Source organism: Mucilaginibacter sp. A5337 (genome assembly GCF_059690695.1).
In genome coordinates, this window is record NZ_JCAWEC010000001.1 from 530,946 (window position 1) to 550,262 (window position 19,317).

The following is a 19,317-nucleotide window of genomic DNA, read 5'->3' on the forward strand; positions in this document are numbered from 1 at the left end:
TAAAGCCGTTGTATTAGCTGGCAGCCCTGTTCAGGCTGATAAGATTGTTGTTATATGAGTCGAGATAGCCCCGTGGCGAATTACCAATTACGCATTTGAACACCCGGTTAAAGTTGGTAATGCTTTTAAAACCGCACTTGTAAGCTACCGTATTAATACTTTCAAACTTATGAGCGATAAGCTTTTTACAGGCCTCATTGATCCTGATCTCGTTCAGAAATGAAATAAAAGTATGACCGGTATGCTTTTTGAAATATCTGCAAAACGACTCGGGAGTCATATAAGCAACTTTAGCCACATCCTCAAGTGTAATGGGTTCGCTATAGTGCTGCATAATATAGTTATAAATATTACCAATCCTGATCCCTTCATTTTCGGTAATGCCCGGCAGGTTGCCGTAAGTTGATAAAGGGTCAAGTTTACCCTTGATATTGGTAAGCCCTTTAAGCAAATGAAAAAACTGGATCAACTGATCAGGCCCTGATGCTTTTTGCAAAGCGATCATGATCTGCGATACTTTATCAACAACAGAATGCGGCAATTTAAAGCCTTGCTGGTGCTGCTGCATAAATATGAGGCTTGGCTTTAACTCGGGCAAATTAAACAACGGAGCCAGTGCGCCCTCAGGATTAAAAAATATGGTAAGCGCTTCGATTTGTTTGTTGGCATTAGGAGCAAAATATTCGGGGTTGCTTTTAAACACATGCGGCAGGTTTGCGCCGATTAAAAACAAATCGCCTGCAGAGTAATCATGCATGTTATTTCCTGCAATCAAAGTCCCCTCTCCCTGCTGGATCCAGGTGAGCTGAATTTCCTTATGACGGTGCAGGTAGGGGTAATGGTAAGGCAAACAGACCTTTTCTGCTATCACACTTTTATCGTGCGGAACCGGGATAGTAAATTGTAAAACTTTCATCTGCTACTTGATTATCACTTGTTGAATTTACAATTACTTAACTTAATTTGCTAACAAATGAAGTTAAAAGGATAAAATACGGGCAATATTTGATAATTTATGGTTGATACAGGTACCAAAATTGACCGAAAAACCCATCTTTATCCAATAAATAGAAAGTAAATTAAATGTTATATAAACAATTAAAATCAAAATTATAGTCACCACAGCTAATATTTGGCCGAATAAAATATTTTTAATTGTATACAATACAACTATTGTACATTTTACACTAACTATGCATTTTACGCAGAAAACCCGTTTTTTAACCTGTTTTTTATGATACAGGTAATAAAACGTGCTCCTGTTAGCGCAAAAAACCGCTCATCAGGGGTGAATGAGCGGTTCCGTTTTCCGGCAAGCCGGAAGGGTAATCAATTGTTTAAATTAAGATCTTTCAGGAGCAAATTCTTTAATATCAATAGAGGTTGGTTTGCCCGAAATAATTTCGTTTGCCAGCAAACCAGTTGCCGCGCCAAGGCTCAAGCCCATCATACCATGTCCGGTTGCTACAGTAAGGTTGCTATATTGTTTACTCCTGCCAATATAAGGCAATCCATCTGCAGATGAAGGCCGGAAACCGAACCAGATATCTTTTTGTTCAGGAACAGCAGGTTTTAAACCCGGGAAGTATTTCGGCACTGATTCTACAATGCCTTTTACACGGTTCATGTTGATACGGTCGTTGATCTTGTCAAGCTCCATAGTACCGCCGTAACGCAAGCCGCCATTCATTGGGGTAATAGCAACACGGGCTTCGGCTAATAAAGCCGGAATGTGCATGGTTTCGCTGTTATCCTTTACATTAAATGAATAGCCTTTACCCGGCATCAACAGGATCTTTAAACCCAACAGCCTGCCAATAGCCGGCGACCATGAGCCGCCAGCGATAATATATTCATCGGCTGTAAACTCTTCATTGCCTGCCAATACCTTACTCACTTTACCATCTTTGGTTTCAATTTTAGTTACCTCTTTATTGGTAAGCAACTTTACACCAGCGGCTTTCAGATGTTTGATCAATGCGGCCATCAGTTTATTGGGCGAAAGGTGCGCATCACAGCGGTAATGTACCGCACCCAACACATCAAGCTCAAGCTTTGGCTGCAGCTTTTTGCAATCATCAACACTAAGCACGGCCATATCCAAACCTAATTCCCTGCCCTTTTCGGCCATGTGCGCTTCTTCCTCGCCAGCCTTTTCGGTTTTATAAAACATCAGGATGCCTTTTTCAACCAGGTCGAAATCAAAACCAGGTTCCTTGCTCAAATCTTCATAAAGCTTTTTGCTGAGCAGGGAAAGCTCCGTTAACGGAACCGCCGATTTTTCAACATGCACAGCATTGGCTTTCTTTAAAAACTTCAATCCCCAGGAAATCAGTTCGGGATTTAAGGACGGCTTTACATAGAACGGGCTTTTGCTGTTGAACATCCATTTGATACCCTGCGAAACCATACCCGGCGTTGCCAGCGGGATAAAATGGCTTGGCACTATCATACCGGCGTTTCCGTATGAGCAGCTATCGGTCATATCGCCTTTATCAAGCACAGTAACCTCATGTCCCGCCTTTTGTAAATAATAAGCCGAACTAAGCCCTACTATCCCACCTCCTATTATCAGCAGCTTTGCCATTTTTTATTTTAAGCTAAAAGCCTAAGGCTGAACGCCGAAAGCTTGTTAATAATTCTTTTTTAAACGTCCCATCAGGGTCTCTCAAAGAGGACCCTGATGTATACGCCATACAGATTCGCTGTTCTGAATACTTGTTAGATGTTTAGAAAGCGGTGACCCTCAGGGTCCTCTGCGAGAGACCCTGAGGGAACATGAAAGTCCTGAGTCGTAAGTTAAAAGTTGCTTTTCAGACTTACGACTCAAGACTTAAGACTATTCCAGTTATATCACCTGAAAGCCGTGAGCATAAGGATCGTCATCATCTATCTTGATGGTGTTGTATCCGTAAACTTTAGCCCAGCCTTCTACACTTGGTATAATGGCGTCGATATCATTGATCTTCACCACATCCTCAACCTTGCCAATAAACTTACTGCCGATGATACTTTCATGTATAAAAGGCTCACCTACTTTCAGTTTACCTTTGGCAAACCATTGCGCCATACGGGCTGAGGTACCGGTTCCGCAAGGAGATCTGTCGATAGCTTTATCGCCATAAAATACTGCATTACGGGCAGTTGCATCTGCCGATAAGGTTGCTCCTGCCCAAAGGATATGCGTACAGGTATTGATAGTAGGATCCTGCGGATGTACAAACTGGTATTTTTCGTTAATGCGCTTACGCAGCACCTGGCTCCAGGCTATCAGCTGACCGGCTGTATAATGTTCGATACCTTTAAAATTAGGCTGAGGATCAACAATGGCATAGTAGTTACCACCATACGAAACGTCGATAGTAAGCGTGCCAAGGTCAGGACATTCCACTTCTAAATCAGTCGCGGCAAGATATGCGGCCACGTTCCTGAGTTTTACTGAAGTTACCTTTTTGCCCTCCTGCTTGTACTCGATCAATACCAGACCTGCAGGAGCTTCCATCCGCACAATACCCGGAGTTTTAGGCTGGATCAGTCCTTCCTCAATAGCTATAGTGATGGTGCCGATAGTTCCGTGACCGCACATTGGTAAACAACCGCTGGTTTCAATGAACAAAACAGCAACATCGTTTTCCGGGTCGTGAGGCGGATACAGGATACTTCCCGACATCATATCATGTCCGCGGGGCTCAAACATCAGGCCTGTCCTGATCCAGTCGTACTCCTTTAAAAAGTGTTGACGTTTCTGGCTCATGTTGTCGCCTTTTAGTGTGGGACCGCCGCCGGCCACCAGCCTTACGGGATTACCGCAAGTATGAGCATCAACACAAAAGAAAGTTTTACTTGCCATATGATATTATAACGCTACCTCTGTCAATTTACCCCAGCTTCCAACAGGCAATTCGGGCCTTGCAGCAAGTGCGTCGTTGATGATTTTTTGAACTTTTTCGCGCTCTGCACCAATTAACGGCAAGCGCGGCGCACGTACATTTTCGGTACCAATACCGGTTGCAACCTCGGCCAGTTTAATGTATTGTACCAGTTTAGGATGGATATCCAGCTCAAGCACCGGTAAAAACCAACGGTAAATAGCCAGGGCCTCATCATACCTTTTAGCTTTTATCAAACGGTAAATGGCAACGGTTTCTTTAGGGAAGGCATCAACCAAACCGGCAACCCAGCCGTCAGCACCCATCACAAGGCTTTCCATAGCCAGCGGATCAACACCGGTAAAAATCTTGAACCTTTCGCCAAAGCGGTTGATCATACGTGTAACGTTTGATATATCGCGGGTTGATTCTTTTACCGCCTGGATATTATCATAAGCAGCAAGTTCAGCGAACATATCTAAGGTAACTTCAACCTTATAATCAACAGGGTTGTTGTAGATCATGATTGGCAGTTCGGTACTTTTTGCAATAGTTGTAAGGTAAGCAACTGTTTCACGGGCTTCGCTGTTGTAACGCATAGGTGGTAACAACATCAAACCATCAGCACCTTTATCAAATGCTTTTTGAGCATAAGCAACAGCTGCCTTGGTAGTTTGCTCAGCAATGTTCAGTATAACAGGAACTTTTCCATTAACAAACTCAACAGTGTGGGCAAGCAAAGCAAATTTTTCGTCGTCGCTTAAAACGCTTGCTTCGCCTAATGAGCCTCCTAATATAAAACCGTCAACACCAGCTTCGAGCTGGGCGTTCAGGTTTATATCAAAAGCGTCAAAATCAAGTTCGTCATTATCTGTAAATTTAGTAGTTACTGCAGGGAGTACGCCTTTCCAATCAAAAGTTATCATTGTATATTATTTTTCACAAAGTTAAAATAGTACTTATTATCGTTTATTTAACAATTTAGCAGACACTAACCATATTTTAACCAATAACGTCAAATACATGCCTATTGCCTGCTAAATAATGCCTATTGAGCATCCCACCAAACCCTGTCGGTAAGCTTGGCGTTTTGCTGCGGCTGAGGGTTTGAGGTCATTTCTGACTGTGGGTACAGTACCCTGCGCGGAATATCCGACAAGGCATTTTTTACTTTGGTTAAAGCCGGATAACCTGTACGCCTCCAATCAGTGTAGTTCTCCATCGACAGGAAGTTGGCCACAACTTTTTCTTCAATAATGAGTTGCATAGCATTAGCACTGGTCAATGTTCCTCTTGAAGCCAGGTACGTAGCCACGTCTGCATCAGCAATACCCAATTTTGACATGTGCGATTTAACGGCCAGCAAATAAACCGGCTGCGCCGCCGTTGCCCCCGATATTACAAATGTAGCTTCGGCCTTTAAAAATAGCGCTTCCGAATAAGTAACAATATAGTTATTTGAGCTTGTACTTGCATAGAAAGAGCCCCCTAATGAGTACGATTCCAAACTACCAATATCGTCCGAGCCGATTATCCTTCCGGTATATAGGCCGGTTTCAATTGCAGGCGCCACCATTTTGGATACGCGTGGATCTTTCCTGGCTGCAAAACCATCAACAAACGTTGAAGCTAATACCAGCGTTGAACCCGGCAGAAAGTTTTGCTGCCATGGGTTTTCGGCACCGGCACCGCCAGCAAAAGGCATCTTCATATCATCATCATTACTTGCCATGCCGTTTTCAAGAGCGGTAAGGGCAAGTTGTGCCTGGGCCGCGGCAGTATGTCCCGGGGCTTTGGTGAGGTGCATGTAATAGCGCGCTTTCAATGTATATGCTGCCTTTTTCCATTTACTCATATCGCCGGCGTAGTAAAAATCATCGCCAGATGGTACCGTGGTGCTGTTTTTGGCAATGTCGGCAATGGCATTTTCAAGCAGGGTTTGGATTTGCGCATACACAGATTCCTGGCTGTCGTAAGTTGGTGTAACGTTGGCTATACCCTGAAAACCTTTTGAAAACGGAACATCGCCCCAAACATCAGTAGCTGCGCCAAGTGTATAAGCCAGTAAAATCTTCGATATGGCTGCGTAATTTGCGTTTCCATCTGCCTCTGCTTTTTTATTTAGCAGAACAAGGTTGTTCATTACCTGCGTATAAAAGTTATACCAGTCGGTATCCATATCCTGATGGTACATGAGGTAAGTACCAAAATTCGGTGGTACCTGGTTTAAAGCAATTACCTGCAGGTATTGTTGTAATACTATCGGAAGGTTACCGCCAGCGGTGATATTTTGTGATATGGCAGCTTCTACAGGGGCCAGGATCAGTGATTCTTTAACATCTGTCGGCCTGTTGGGATCGTGGTTTACATCAATGTATTTTTTACAGCCCGTAAAGCTTACCAACGCGCATGTTATTAACGTGATATATTTATTTTTCATGACAATTTCTCTTATTAGTGATTTAAAATTATAGGGTAACTCTCAGGCTAAAATCAACTGATTTTGAAGTTGGGGTTGAGAATGAATAAATACCCTGCGAACCGTTTGATGAGCCAAACGAGCTAACCTCCGGGTCGCCGCCGGTAAAGTGCGGTGCATGGATCCAGAGGTTGCGGCCGGTTACACTAAATGTTGCCGATTTGAAAGGACTTTTGCTTAACCATGATGGTTTTAACGTATAGCCCAAACTAACATTACGCAGTTTAACATAGCTGCCATCCTGGATAACAGATTCCAACACGCCGTTTGCGCGCTGATAATAAGCCTGGCCATTGACGGCTATGGTATTTGGCTGACCTGTAGTGGCATTTACACCATCGACTACTCTTAAACCACGGTTTTCGGTAACTTTTGGCGTGCCGTAGAAATAGCCGTAGCCGTCAACATTGTTCTGGATGTCGCCGCCGCGTTTGATATCAAAGAAGAAACTGAAGTTGAATTGTTTATATCTGAAGTTGTTGCTGATACCGCCAAGCCAGTTGGGATTAATATTGCCAACTATACCCTGGGTATCATCGGCATATGGTAAACCAGAATCATCAATCAATAATTTACCGGCCGCGTTACGGGCGTAACGGGTTCCGTATATCACCCCATATGGCTGCCCTTTAACAATGTTGGTAAAACCATTAGGTATAATCTCTTGATCGCCAAAAATAGACAGCACCTTATTTCTGTTACGTGTAAAATTCAAAGTAAGGTCCCAGTTAAAATCGCGGCTTTTTATTGGGTTTACATTTAACAATACTTCAATACCCCTGTTACGCATCACCGCCGAGTTTACGCTTGTTGCAGAATAACCTGTTGACGGGGGGAGTGCTACGCTGGGTATGATACCACCATTTGTTTTTTTACTGTAGAATGAAGCCTCAAGACTAATCCTGTTATTAAAGAAACCAGCTTCAAAACCGGCTTCAAACTCGTTAATACGCTCATTTTTAAGATTAGGATTCCCAAGCACATCGCTGATTAAAAAACCGGCCTGCTGGTTATATGGGAAAGCAAGGTTCCGAATGGTAGCTTTATTATATGGGGTTAGCAAGCTATACGCATCAATCCCCCCGTCATTACCTACCGTACCGTATGAAACCCTTATCTTACCCAGGTTCATGACCTTTGAAAATTCGGGGCTAAAAAATTCCGAGAATATAAAGCTGCCTGCAGCAGAACCATAAGGGTAAAAATTGTGCGCTGTTGAAAGCACTGAGTTGCCATCATATCTTCCGGTTAATGATAATAACAGAAAACGCTTATATTCAACGTTGGATTGGAAGTAAAAGCCAACTTTTCTTTTCAGTTTCGATCCTTCGTCATAGCTCACGGTTGAAGCGGATGACATGTTATATAAGCCAGGTACAGTTAACCCAACGCCATTGGCATATGTATATTCGCCATAGGTTGAGATGAGGTTATTACCCAACACAACATCTACATTAAAATCGCCAAACTGCTTATTAGCGCTGATCAATAAATCATTATTGTACTGGCGATAAGTGAGGTTTTGGTCAACCAGCCTACCATTAGGGTTCGACACCGACTGGGTTGATTCATGGTACCTGTCCATTTCCGCATAAACATCGGCACCAAACCTTTCGGTAATGGTTAACCATGGCAGGGGTTTATAATCGGCAGTAAAAGTTGGTAAAAACCTGTTAACGCCCGAATGGTTTTTGATGTTATCCAACACCCAATACGGGTTATTGCGCGAGAAACGATATAAACGCTGCGTACCATCTGCATTTAAATAGGGCTGCAGATTGTATGATACCGGTGCCGTAAAAATTGTCCAAACCGGGCTTTCCAGGGCATAGCCTTCAGGCAGCCTGTCATTTTGCGAGTTGGAATAATTCAGTTGAAACGTTGTATTCAGGTTTTTGAGTATCTGAGCGCTATACTTGGCAAAAAATGTATTACGTAAAAATTTAGTTGTTGGTACGGTTCCCTGCTGGTTGAAATTAGAATATGAAACCAAGTAAGTAGAACTGTTACTACCGCCGCCAATGTTTACAGTGTTATTGTAAGTATGCCCGGTTTTAAAAAACAGATCAGACTGGTTATAAACTTTTGCAGGTTGGCCGTTTATCTTCAGGGTGTCCATTTCGGCTCCCCATGATGTACTTGTTTTTTTAGTTACACCATCATAATAAATACCATTTGTACCTTGCGAGTACTTGTTTTGGATTTGCGGTAACAACGGGTTTTCAAAAGAAAAATCAGAAGAAAAAGTTATCAGCGGCTTTTGATTTAAAGCGCCATTTTTTGTGGTTATAATAACTACACCATTGGCACCCTTTGAACCATATAAAGCTGTTGCTGCCGCTCCTTTCAAAACGTTCATACTGGCAATAATAGATGGATCAATGTCGGCTAACCTGTTCGTACCGGGCCCTGAGTTAAGGTTCCCGGTTTCAGCGTTATCAACAGGAACGCCATCAATAACCATCAGAGGCCCGTTTTCGCCATAAAATGAAGTTGCCCCCCTGATTACTATCCTTGCCGAACTCCCCGGCGTACCCGATGAGCTTGTAACCTGCACACCTGCTACCTTGCCGGCGAGAGCATTTACCAGGTTGGGTTCTTTTGACTGCGCAATCGATTCGGCTTTTACCTCCTGAGAACTATAGGTTAAGATCCTTTTGTCGCGTTTTATGCCCAATGCGGTTACTACAACCTCGTTCAGCACTTTGTTATCCTCGGCAAGAGCCACGTTAATTTGTGCCTGACCGGTTAATTTAACTTCCTGCGTGGTAAAACCAATAGCGGTTACAATAAGTGTACCCTGCCCGGTATAGTTAAGGCTAAACATACCGCTGCCATTGGTAACAGAACCCGCGCTTGTACCTTTTATTTTAACGGAAGCGCCAATTATAGGCCCGCCTTTCTCGTCGGTTACCTTTCCTTTTAATGTTACTGTTTGCGCGTATGTGCTGTAACAAAACACAAACACACTCAGTAAAGGCAAAATGAACCTCTTTAGTAATTGTTTAAACTTCATAAATTAAATTTTGGGGTTAAAAACTATATATTACATGCTGTATTCCAGACACGTAAAACTATCGGCGAGCCGCCCCCTGTTTTTTTATGAAATTTGCCAATACTGCCCGTATCTTAACATTACTGTTACAATAGCATTAATTTGATATTATATTTATATAAAAACCCATTAAAACGTTAATATATTGATAATTAATACCGGGCCTTACTAAGAAACTTACTATAAATAATCTGTGTATTAAAAAACCAGATAAAATCCTGCTATCAACTGCAAAATATCATTCAAAATAATTGTGCAAAGCACACTAATTTAGTTAAAAGTTATTATTACCGTTACACAAACATATCATGTTAATAAAAAAGTGGTTTAAATTGAACTTATGCCTCGCAGCCTGCTTAGCAGGGGCACAAACTATCCAGGCACAATCCTACGTACCCGAGTTGAACGATACCCGGGTAAAGATAAAGCCGGTGGTACCGGTTAAAGCTTATTCATTTAATTTAAAGGATGTTCAATTACTGGAGAGCCCTTTTAAAAAAGCAATGGATGCCGATGTTACCTATTTATTATCTATAGAACCCAACAGGTTGCTTTCGGCCTTCCGCTCGCACTCGGGCCTTACACCTAAAGGCAAAATGTACGAAGGCTGGGAATCATCAGGTTTGGCCGGCCACACGCTGGGGCATTACCTGTCGGCTATTTCCATGCACTACGCATCAACCCGCGATCCTGAATTTTTAAAGCGCGTAAATTATATAGTTAAAGAGCTTGATGAATGCCAGGTAGCCCGTAAAACCGGGTATGTGGGCGCTATTCCTAAAGAAGACACCATTTGGGCCGAGGTTGCCAAAGGCGAGATCCGTTCACGCGGCTTCGATTTAAATGGTGGCTGGTCGCCATGGTATACCGTGCATAAGATCATGGCAGGCTTGCTTGATGCTTATTTATATTGCAACAATGCTGAAGCCTTGAAAGTATGCAAAGGAATGGCCGATTGGACTGGCGAAACCATCAAAAACCTTGATGACGAAAAGCTTCAAAAAATGCTGCTATGCGAATATGGCGGCATGGCCGAAACGCTTGCTAACTTATATTCAATTACTGCTGATAAAAAATACCTGGAGCTATCATATAAATTCTACGATAAAAAGATCCTCGATCCTTTATCTCAAAAACAGGATATACTGCCGGGCAAGCATTCAAACACCCAGATCCCTAAGATAATAGCCAGCGCACGCAGGTATGAGCTTACCGGCGATAAAAAAGACAAAGCCATAGCCGATTTCTTTTGGGAAACCATTGTTAACCATCACTCATACGCTACAGGAGGCAACAGCAATTATGAATACCTGAGCGATGCTGACAAGCTGAACGATAAACTTACTGAAAACACAACCGAAACCTGCAACACATACAACATGTTGAAACTAACCCGGCATTTGTTTACAGTAGCACCTTCGGCAATGCTGATGGATTATTATGAGACGGCCTTGTATAACCACATCCTGGCCTCGCAAAATCACACTGACGGGATGATGTGCTACTTTGTACCATTGCGTATGGGCGGCACCAAGCATTACAGTACCCCGTTTGATGATTTTACCTGCTGCGTTGGTTCGGGCATGGAAAACCATGTTAAATACAACGAAAGCATTTATTTTAAAGGCGCCGATGGCAGTTTATACGTAAACCTGTTTATCCCATCGGTGCTTAACTGGTCGGCAAAAGGCCTGTCTGTAAAACAGCAAAGCAGTTTCCCTAATGATGATCATATCTCGTTTACGGTAAACACTAAGAAGCCGCTTATGATGGCTATCCACATCCGTAAACCAAGGTGGACCAGCAATGCAACCATCAGCATTAACGGTAAAGCGCAAACCGCTACTACTGATGACCAGGGTTATATTGTTTTAAACCGTAAATGGAGCAATAACGATAAAATTGAGTTCACTACCCCTGAAAAGCTTTATACCGAAGCCATGCCGGATAATGCCAACAGGCGTGCGGTATTTTACGGTCCAGTATTACTTGCCGGTGATTTGGGCAATACAGAGCCCGATCCGCTGAAAGGTGTACCGGTTTTTGTAACCAGCGAAACAGATCCTAACCAATGGCTGCAAATGGTTGATAAAAAACAGCTAAGCTTCCGTACAGTGAATGTTTCAAAACCGGAGGAAGTTACGCTGATCCCGTTCAATCAAACTCAAAATCAATACTATTCGGTTTACTGGGACGTATTTACACCTCAAGCTTGGGTTGTACAGCAAAAAGCCTATGACGAGCAAAGGAAAAAACAACAGGAACTGGAAGCCCGCACCATGGACATTTTACGTGTAGGCGAAATGCAACCCGAGCGCGATCACAACTTCACAAGTGAAAACGCCACCACCGGCGAAGATCACCAAAAGAAATGGCGGTCGACAGAGAACGGGGGCTTTCTACAATATGAAATGAAGGTTGACGCCAATGCGCAAAATACCCTCATCAATAGCTACTGGGGCATGGATAATCGCGGCAGAAAATTTGATGTCCTGATTGATGGTGTAAAACTGGCTACCGAAGACCTTAACCAATACAAGGAAAGCCGTTTTTACGATATCAGCTACACCCTGCCTATCGAACTAACAAAAGGCAAGCAAAAGGTTACTGTAAAGCTGTTGCCGCAAAAAGAGAACAGTGCAGGGCCGATTTATGGTACCCGCATGGTAAAAAACTAATTTGAAATTAAACGAACTTGAATATCATGATCAATAAACAAAAAGTTGCCGGCGCGCTTGCCCTGTCATTAGCGGCGCTTACAGGCCCGTTGTTGGCACAGCAAAAAGATTATCCTATCCAGCCGGTCGCCTTCACCAGCGTGCATGTAAATGACAACTTCTGGCAGCCAAAAATGGAAGTAAACGCTACCGTAACCATCCCGTATGTATTGGCACAATGCAAAGCCAATGGCCGTATAGACAACTTTTTACGTGCAGCAAAAAAACTGGATGGTGACAAGTTAAGTGAGTTTCCGTTTGATGATACCGATGTTTACAAGGCCATTGAGGGCGCCTCTTATTCCATGCAGAATAAGAAAAATCCTGAGCTTGATAAATCAATAGACAGCCTTATCTCTATTATTGGCGCCGCTCAGGAGCCGGATGGCTACCTGTATACCTTCAGAACGGTTAATGCTAAAAAACCACATGAATGGATTGGCGATAAACGCTGGGTGAATGAGGAAATATTAAGCCATGAGTTGTACAACGCCGGCCACCTTTATGAGGCTGCCGTTGCACATTACCAGGCTACAGGCAAGCGCACGCTGCTAAACATCGCCATAAAAAATGCCGACTTATTGGTTAAAACCTTCGGGCCAGGGAAAATCGAGGAATATCCTGGCCATCAGATAGTGGAGATCGGCCTTTCAAAAATGTACCGTGTTACCGGCAACAAGCAATATCTTGACCTGGCTAAATTCTTTTTAGATGTTCGCGGCCCAAAAGGCGATGCCTACAACCAGGCGGATAAAAAAGTAGTTGATCAGCACGAAGCCGAAGGCCATGCGGTAAGGGCTGCTTATATGTACACCGGTATGGCCGATATTGCCGCGCTGACAGGTAATACCCAATACCTGGCAGCTATTGATGATATCTGGAGCGATGTGGTAACTAAAAAACTGTACATAACCGGCGGTATCGGCGCAACAGGTGCCGGCGAAGCTTTTGGCGATGCTTACCAACTGCCTAACATGTCGGCCTATGCCGAAACCTGTGCGGCCATTGGTAACGTTTACTGGAACAACAGGATGTTTTTGCTGCATGGCGATTCAAAATATATCGACGTACTGGAACGTACGCTGTATAACGGTCTGTTATCAGGGGTATCGCTGAGCGGTAACAGGTTCTTTTACCCCAACCCGCTGGCTTCTATGTTCCAGCATCAGCGCAGCGCCTGGATCAGCTGCGCCTGTTGTATCAGCAACATGACCCGCTTTCTGCCTTCATTACCGGGCTATGTTTATGCCAAAAACAAAAACGACCTGTATATTAACCTGTTCATGAGTAACTCGAGTAATATCAAACTTACCGAGGGTAATGTAAACATTGTACAGCAAACAGATTATCCCTGGAAAGGCAGGGTTGATATCACCGTTAATCCTGATAAAACCGGCGAATTTACGTTAAGGGTGCGCATCCCGGGTTGGGCAAAACAACAACCTGTGCCGGGCGACCTATATACCTTTATGGATAAAAAGTCCTTTCCGCTTACATTGATGATTAACGGGCAGGCAAAATCATTTGAAACTGAAAAAGGTTATGCGGTATTAAAACGCACCTGGAAAAAAGGCGATAAAGTGTCACTTTTATTACCAATGGAAACTGAAAAGGTATTGGCCAACCCACAGGTTAAAGACGACCGCGGCAGGTTTGCCTTTGAGCGCGGCCCTATTGTTTATTGCCTGGAAGGTCCGGATAACAAGGACAGCCTGGTTCAAAACATCCTAATCAATAAAAACGCTATTGCTGATGCCAATTACCATGCCGACCTGCTTAATGGCGTTGATGTGATCAGTACTGAAGGAAAAAGCGCCAAACGTCAGCTTAAAACCGACAGTATTTTACAAACCGATCAAATGGTAAAGGCTATCCCCTACTATGCCTGGGCCAACCGCGGGCCAAGCGAAATGACGGTTTGGATCCCATACGAAGCTTCGGCAGTACGCCCTAAACCGGCGCCAACCATCGCCAGCACCAGCAAAGTAAGTGCTTCATTAAAAAATGTAAGAATGTTTGCTGCCATAAAAGATCAGTATGAGCCTGCCGACTCAAAAGATACCAATTACCCATACCTGCACTGGTGGCCGGCTAAAAACACCAACGAATTTGTGCAGTATGATTTTGATGCCGAACACACTGTAAGTGAGTCAAAAGTTTATTGGTATGATGATGGCCCCTGGGGTGGCTGCCGGATCCCGGTATCATACAAAATCCTTTATAAAAAAGACGGTCAATGGGTTCCGGTAAAAAACACCACACCGTATACCGTAAGTAAAGATAGTTTTAACGTGGTTACATTTGAACCTGTTGCTACAACAGCTTTACGCATGGAAATTCAGTTGCCTGTCGACAATTCAACCGGAATTCATGAATGGGCGGTTAAATAAGTTGGAAGTATTAAGTCTTAAGCAGGAAGTCAGCGTTCATTTTTTCAATCAATACTTAGAACTTCCGACTAAAGGCTAAATAGTCAATTTACAGAAGAGGAAGTATTATCATTTGCGTGTAAACTTATAATCCCTACATTTGAGGCCTTAAAAAATAAAAAGATGATCAATTTCGAAAAAGTTAAAGAAGTAATCGCAGCAGCAGAAGCTGATGCGGCAAGCTTTTATGAAAAAGGCAACAAAGCAGCCGGCACAAGGTTGCGTAATGCTATGCAACAATTAAAAGTAATTGCTACGGATATCCGTAAAGAAGTTACTGAAAAGAAAAACGCTGCTAAGTAACAGTTAAAATCTTTTAATAAAGCGGGGCCGGTTTTCCGGGCACCCGCTTTTTTTATTTATAACAAAAATCCCGGCTACTTTTGTAACCGGGAAATCGTTAAATCTGTCAACCTATTTCGGGTCGACTCATACAAATGCAAAGAAGCTTACTTCCCTAAAACATCCAGAATAGGATGATCAATTGCATTTAACGTATTTTCTGATGTCTTCAGCAATTCAAGTACAGTAATTTCATTATTACCTGTCTTTAGCCATTCAGCCGGCACATACAGGGTTTGCTGCGGACCATAATACCAGTACCGGCCTAAGTTATGCCCGTTGATCCAAACGATGCCTTTACCCCATTTGCTCATATCCAAATAGGTATCAGCTAACTTATCAAGCTTAAAGATTGCTTTTTTCAGTTGAGGCACATTATTGGCTACAACCTTTTTAGCCGCCGGATTCGCTTTTACCTTGTTGATATCATCAAAAGGGAGCGAATACATTTTCCAGTTTTTAATCTCGGTGCCGGCAAACAGCACGCTCTCTGTAATCCCTTTTTTGTTTTTAAGCAGGTAAGGGCCAAAATTGATACGGCCAAGGTTTTCAACCACAATATCCAGTGTTACTTTTCCTTTAGGTAAAGTGATCATCAGACTATCCTGGTATTTGCGCCTGTCTACAATGCCCACACGTTTGCCGTTTACATAAACGATACCGTAATCGCGCAGGTCTTTCAATTTAAGCAGGCCCGATTTGCCACCGTTAATAGTTGTACGGTACAAGGCAAAACCATAAGCCTGGTTCATATCTTCAAAGGCAAGCGGTGTACTGTTGATCATCGCGGCCGGCAACACATCAAACAAACTGGTTGATTTGGTGAACTTGATTGCAGGAAGGCTCATGGCAGGCTTAGCAGCCGGAACCTCGGGCAGGGTTACACCCGCCGGCAGGTGCTTGCTGATCACCGCCCTAAACTTCATGAATTTATCTGTAGCATTACCGGCCTCATCAAGCGGTGCGTCGTAATCATAACTGCTGATCTGTGGTTCGTAAGGATTTTGATCGTTATAGTTTGAGCCGTTCATGAAACCGCGGGTTGTACCGCCATGAAACATATACATGTTGATAGAAATACCCGCTGCCAGCACCGAATCAAGTTTCGGAACGTATTTATCTGCAGGGATGGTATGATGTGCAGTTCCCCACCAATCAAACCAGGCCGGGTACCATTCGGCAATAAAGTAAGGGCCTTTGCCGTCATGGTTTTCACCAATAAGCCTTTTAACCTTGGCTACATCGTCAACACCGTTTATAGCGGGCAGCAAACCTGGTAAATGACCATCTTTAATGGCAGGTTCCGGATCGCAGGTATAAAGCTGGCAATCAAAACCGGCATCAATAAACATTTTGCGGTTAAGGGCCAGGTAATCTTTATCATTACCATATGAGCCATATTCGTTCTCAATCTGTACCATCAAAATGTTACCGCCATGGTTCACCAATAGTGGAGATAGTTGTTTACCTACTTCGGTAAGGTATTTTTTATACGCCTCCAGGTATTTAGGCTCCTTGCTGCGCACAACTAAGCCCCGCTCATTTTGGAGCCAGTAAGGGTAGCCGCCAAACTCCCACTCGGCACATACATAAGGGCTGGGGCGTAATATTACCCAAAGACCTTCCTCTTTAGCAATCTTCACAAATTCGGCTATGTCATGATTACCAGTAAAATCATAGTGCCCTCTTTGGGGCTCATGCACGTTCCAGAAAACGTAGGTACCAATGGTGTTTAAACCCATTGCTTTAGCCATTTTCATGCGCTGGCGCCAGGCTTCGCGCGGGACACGGGTATAGTGCATTTCGCCGGAGATGATCTGCAGGGGCTTGCCATCGAGCAGAAAGGCAGTATCACCAAGGGCAAAAGTATGACTGGTACTTTGTGCTTGCAGCTTTGCAGATGCAAACAGGATAACAAAAAGGAACAATAGTTTTATAAGCTTCATAAAATTGAAAAAATGCAGGATTTATTTTGTAAATATTTCGGGGTGACTATTTTACAGTTAATATTACGGTTGATGATTTAAGACTGCCGGCACTAAATTGCACCTGCACCTTACCCGGCTTACCGGTAGTTTGCACATAAGCTAATAAGCGGCCGTGTAACGTCTTATGTTGATTAGCCTGATAGTCTTCATGACTGCTGGTGCTACCACTTTCCAGGCCCAATAATTTAGCCGGACCAGTTACGGATACAGTTACCGCGTCGGTTGCATTAAACACAGGATTGCCATCCTTATCGGTAATGTAAACCTCAATCTGGCTTAACCCTTTTACATTGCCTTTAAATGAGGTATTGTCAGCTAAGGTTTTAAGCTGCCAGGCATCTCCTGCCGTTTTGATACTGTTGGAACAAACTTCAATGCCGTTGTTATAACCTTTAACAACAAGTTCACCTGCCTCATAATCAACCTGCCATGACGGAACTTGTCCCCTTGCGGTGTTGCGTGATTGTTTACCGAGCGATTTGCCATTCAGCAATAATTCGGCTTCCTGGCAATTGGTAAAGCAATCAACTTTTATTTTGCTGCCCGGCTGCCAGTTCCAAACCGGTTCGGCAGTGCGATGGCTCCAGATGCCCCTGTCTTCAGTGCTGGTTATAGCACGTGCGCCAACATAAACCATTGGTTTATCCGACCATAAGCTTTGCCTGTAGAAGTACTCCGGCTTTTTAAACCCGGCCAAATCAACCAAACCGGCACCGTTGCTGCGTTGCGGCCATTTGCCGGCCTCGCCCAGGTAATCGATACCCGTCCATAAGTATTGGGCCGGGATGTATTCGTTACTGTCAACAGCATTCCAGGCTTGTTGTGCCATGCCGTTCTCGCTGCCGTAAATAATACGATTAGGATATTTTTTGTGATCTTCAGGGTAGCGATATTCCTGGTAATTATAACCAACAACGTCAAGCGCTTCGGGGTAACCAACCTCATTTGACATTACTACACCCGCCAACGCGGCTGTTACCGGACGGGTAGTGTCAACAGCTTTTACAGCTTTAACCAGTTGTTTGGCAATTGGTGTTAATTCGCTTGCCGGTGGATGATCGGGCAGATAACCTTTACCATAGATCTGCGGGTTGCGGCCGGTGTTTAACACCTCATGCGTGTAAGGGTCATTAGGATAATCTATCTCATTACCGATACTCCACATAATGATTGAAGGATGATTTCGTGAGCGTAATACCATATCTGCGATATCCCGATCTGCCCATTCCTTAAAATATTCGTGGTAGCCATTTTTTGAGGGAGTACCTACATTCCAGCCGGCTACCCATTTGTTTTTGCCTACCTCCCACTCATCAAAAGCTTCGTCCATTACCAGGAAGCCCATTTTGTCGCATAAGTCGTACAAATAATCGGCATGCGGGTTATGGCTTAACCTAAGCGAGTTTACGCCTGCATCTTTCAATATTTTTAACCTGCGTACCCAAACTTCCTCAGGCACGGCTACGCCCAGCGCCCCGGCATCGTCATGGATACAAACGCCTTTAAGCTTGGTGCTTTTTTCATTTAAAAAGAAGCCTTTATCCTTATCAAAACGGATACTGCGGATCCCTACAGATTGCGTTACCTCGTCAAATGCTTTACCATTGCGGTTAAGCGATACCTGAAGTTTATAAAGGTTTGCTTTTTCGGTATCCCATAACTGAGGCGATGAAAGCCGTTGTTCAAACTCAACCTCATGAACACCTGGTTTTACTTTTACTTGTTTTTGCAGAGCGATAGCTAACTTACCTTGTGCATCAAGCAGGTTTGCCTTAACCAATACATTAGCATCCGCAGCGTTATTGTTAGTTACACTCACCTTAACTTTTACAGTAGCTTTGCCGGCCGAAACATCAGGCGTAGTAAATGCTACATCCCACGGTGCAATATGTACGAGGTCTTTAACAACCACGTACACATTACGGTAGATGCCCGAACCGGTGTACCAGCGTGAATCGGCAAATTCGCTGTGATCTACCTTTACAGCGATAGTGTTTTTACCATTTAAGTTTAAATACTTGCTCAGCTCATATTGGAACGGGATAAAACCATTCGGGCGCTTGCCTAACGAATGCCCGTTGATCCATACCTCACTGTTTTTGTATACCCCATCAAAATAAATATATACCTGCTTCCCTTTCCAGGCGGCATTACCATTGAATGTCTTTTTATACCAGCCTATTCCACCGGGTAAATAACCGGTAGCGCTTGCCCACTCATTACTAAAAGGCCCTTCAATGCTCCAGTCATGCGGAAGATCGACAGTTTTCCATTGCTTTTCAGCAGCAATCCCGCTGATTCCCTTGCTAATATCTCCTTTGTGGAAACCCCAGGCCGAATTAAACAAAACCGGTTTGCCGTTACCCTGCGCTCTTACCAGGCCGGGCAGTAATAACATGCCGATTAAAAGAAACAGATAGTGGTTATTTTTCATTTAT

At 43.6% G+C, this 19,317-nt stretch carries 11 protein-coding genes; 3 read left to right on the forward strand and 8 right to left on the reverse strand.

The features are described 5' to 3' along the window. Positions 1-13: 13 nt before the first annotated feature. From AC59JO_RS02360 to AC59JO_RS02385, 6 genes are all read right to left on the reverse strand, one after another. Entirely contained in the window at positions 14-916 is a 903-nt protein-coding gene (locus tag AC59JO_RS02360; protein ID WP_121230305.1) for an AraC family transcriptional regulator, read from the reverse strand. 426 nt (positions 917-1,342) lie between these two features. Beyond that, positions 1,343-2,587 (reverse strand): NAD(P)/FAD-dependent oxidoreductase, encoded by a 1,245-nt coding sequence (locus AC59JO_RS02365; protein ID WP_413669024.1) that lies wholly within the window; start codon positions 2,585-2,587, stop codon positions 1,343-1,345. Between the two features lie 261 nt (positions 2,588-2,848). After that, positions 2,849-3,850 carry a 4-hydroxyproline epimerase gene (locus tag AC59JO_RS02370; RefSeq protein WP_413669025.1) on the reverse strand — a complete coding sequence of 334 codons (1,002 nt, stop codon included), beginning with the start codon at positions 3,848-3,850 and terminating at the stop codon, positions 2,849-2,851. 6 nt (positions 3,851-3,856) lie between these two features. After that, the gene (locus AC59JO_RS02375; RefSeq protein ID WP_413669026.1) at positions 3,857-4,795 is read right to left on the reverse strand and encodes a dihydrodipicolinate synthase family protein; all 939 of its coding nucleotides are present in this window, start codon (positions 4,793-4,795) and stop codon (positions 3,857-3,859) included. 122 nt (positions 4,796-4,917) lie between these two features. After that, the gene (locus tag AC59JO_RS02380; RefSeq protein WP_497303127.1) at positions 4,918-6,309 is read right to left on the reverse strand and encodes a SusD/RagB family nutrient-binding outer membrane lipoprotein; all 1,392 of its coding nucleotides are present in this window, start codon (positions 6,307-6,309) and stop codon (positions 4,918-4,920) included. 28 nt (positions 6,310-6,337) lie between these two features. After that, a complete protein-coding gene (locus AC59JO_RS02385; protein WP_413669028.1) occupies positions 6,338-9,364 on the reverse strand; it encodes a SusC/RagA family TonB-linked outer membrane protein in 3,027 nt (1,008 codons plus the stop codon). Between the two features lie 347 nt (positions 9,365-9,711). Here AC59JO_RS02385 and AC59JO_RS02390 point away from each other — a divergent pair, with 347 nt between their 5' ends. From AC59JO_RS02390 to AC59JO_RS02400, 3 genes are all read left to right on the forward strand, one after another. Further along, positions 9,712-12,081 carry a beta-L-arabinofuranosidase domain-containing protein gene (locus tag AC59JO_RS02390; RefSeq protein ID WP_497303129.1) on the forward strand — a complete coding sequence of 790 codons (2,370 nt, stop codon included), beginning with the start codon at positions 9,712-9,714 and terminating at the stop codon, positions 12,079-12,081. Between the two features lie 26 nt (positions 12,082-12,107). Next, on the forward strand, positions 12,108-14,510 hold the full coding sequence (locus tag AC59JO_RS02395; RefSeq protein WP_497303131.1) for a glycoside hydrolase family 127 protein: 2,403 nt from the start codon (positions 12,108-12,110) through the stop codon (positions 14,508-14,510). A 162-nt stretch (positions 14,511-14,672) separates the two neighbouring features. Further along, positions 14,673-14,852 carry a BF3379 family histone-like protein gene (locus AC59JO_RS02400; protein WP_413669031.1) on the forward strand — a complete coding sequence of 60 codons (180 nt, stop codon included), beginning with the start codon at positions 14,673-14,675 and terminating at the stop codon, positions 14,850-14,852. Positions 14,853-14,998: 146 nt separating this feature from the next. Here AC59JO_RS02400 and AC59JO_RS02405 read toward each other — a convergent pair whose 3' ends face one another. Both AC59JO_RS02405 and AC59JO_RS02410 read right to left on the reverse strand, forming a co-directional pair. After that, complete coding sequence (locus AC59JO_RS02405; protein ID WP_497303134.1) at positions 14,999-16,837, reverse strand: glycoside hydrolase family 35 protein; 1,839 nt, start codon at positions 16,835-16,837, stop codon at positions 14,999-15,001. Between the two features lie 46 nt (positions 16,838-16,883). Beyond that, a complete protein-coding gene (locus tag AC59JO_RS02410) occupies positions 16,884-19,313 on the reverse strand; it encodes a glycoside hydrolase family 2 TIM barrel-domain containing protein (protein WP_497303136.1) in 2,430 nt (809 codons plus the stop codon). Between the last annotated feature and the right edge of the window lie 4 nt (positions 19,314-19,317).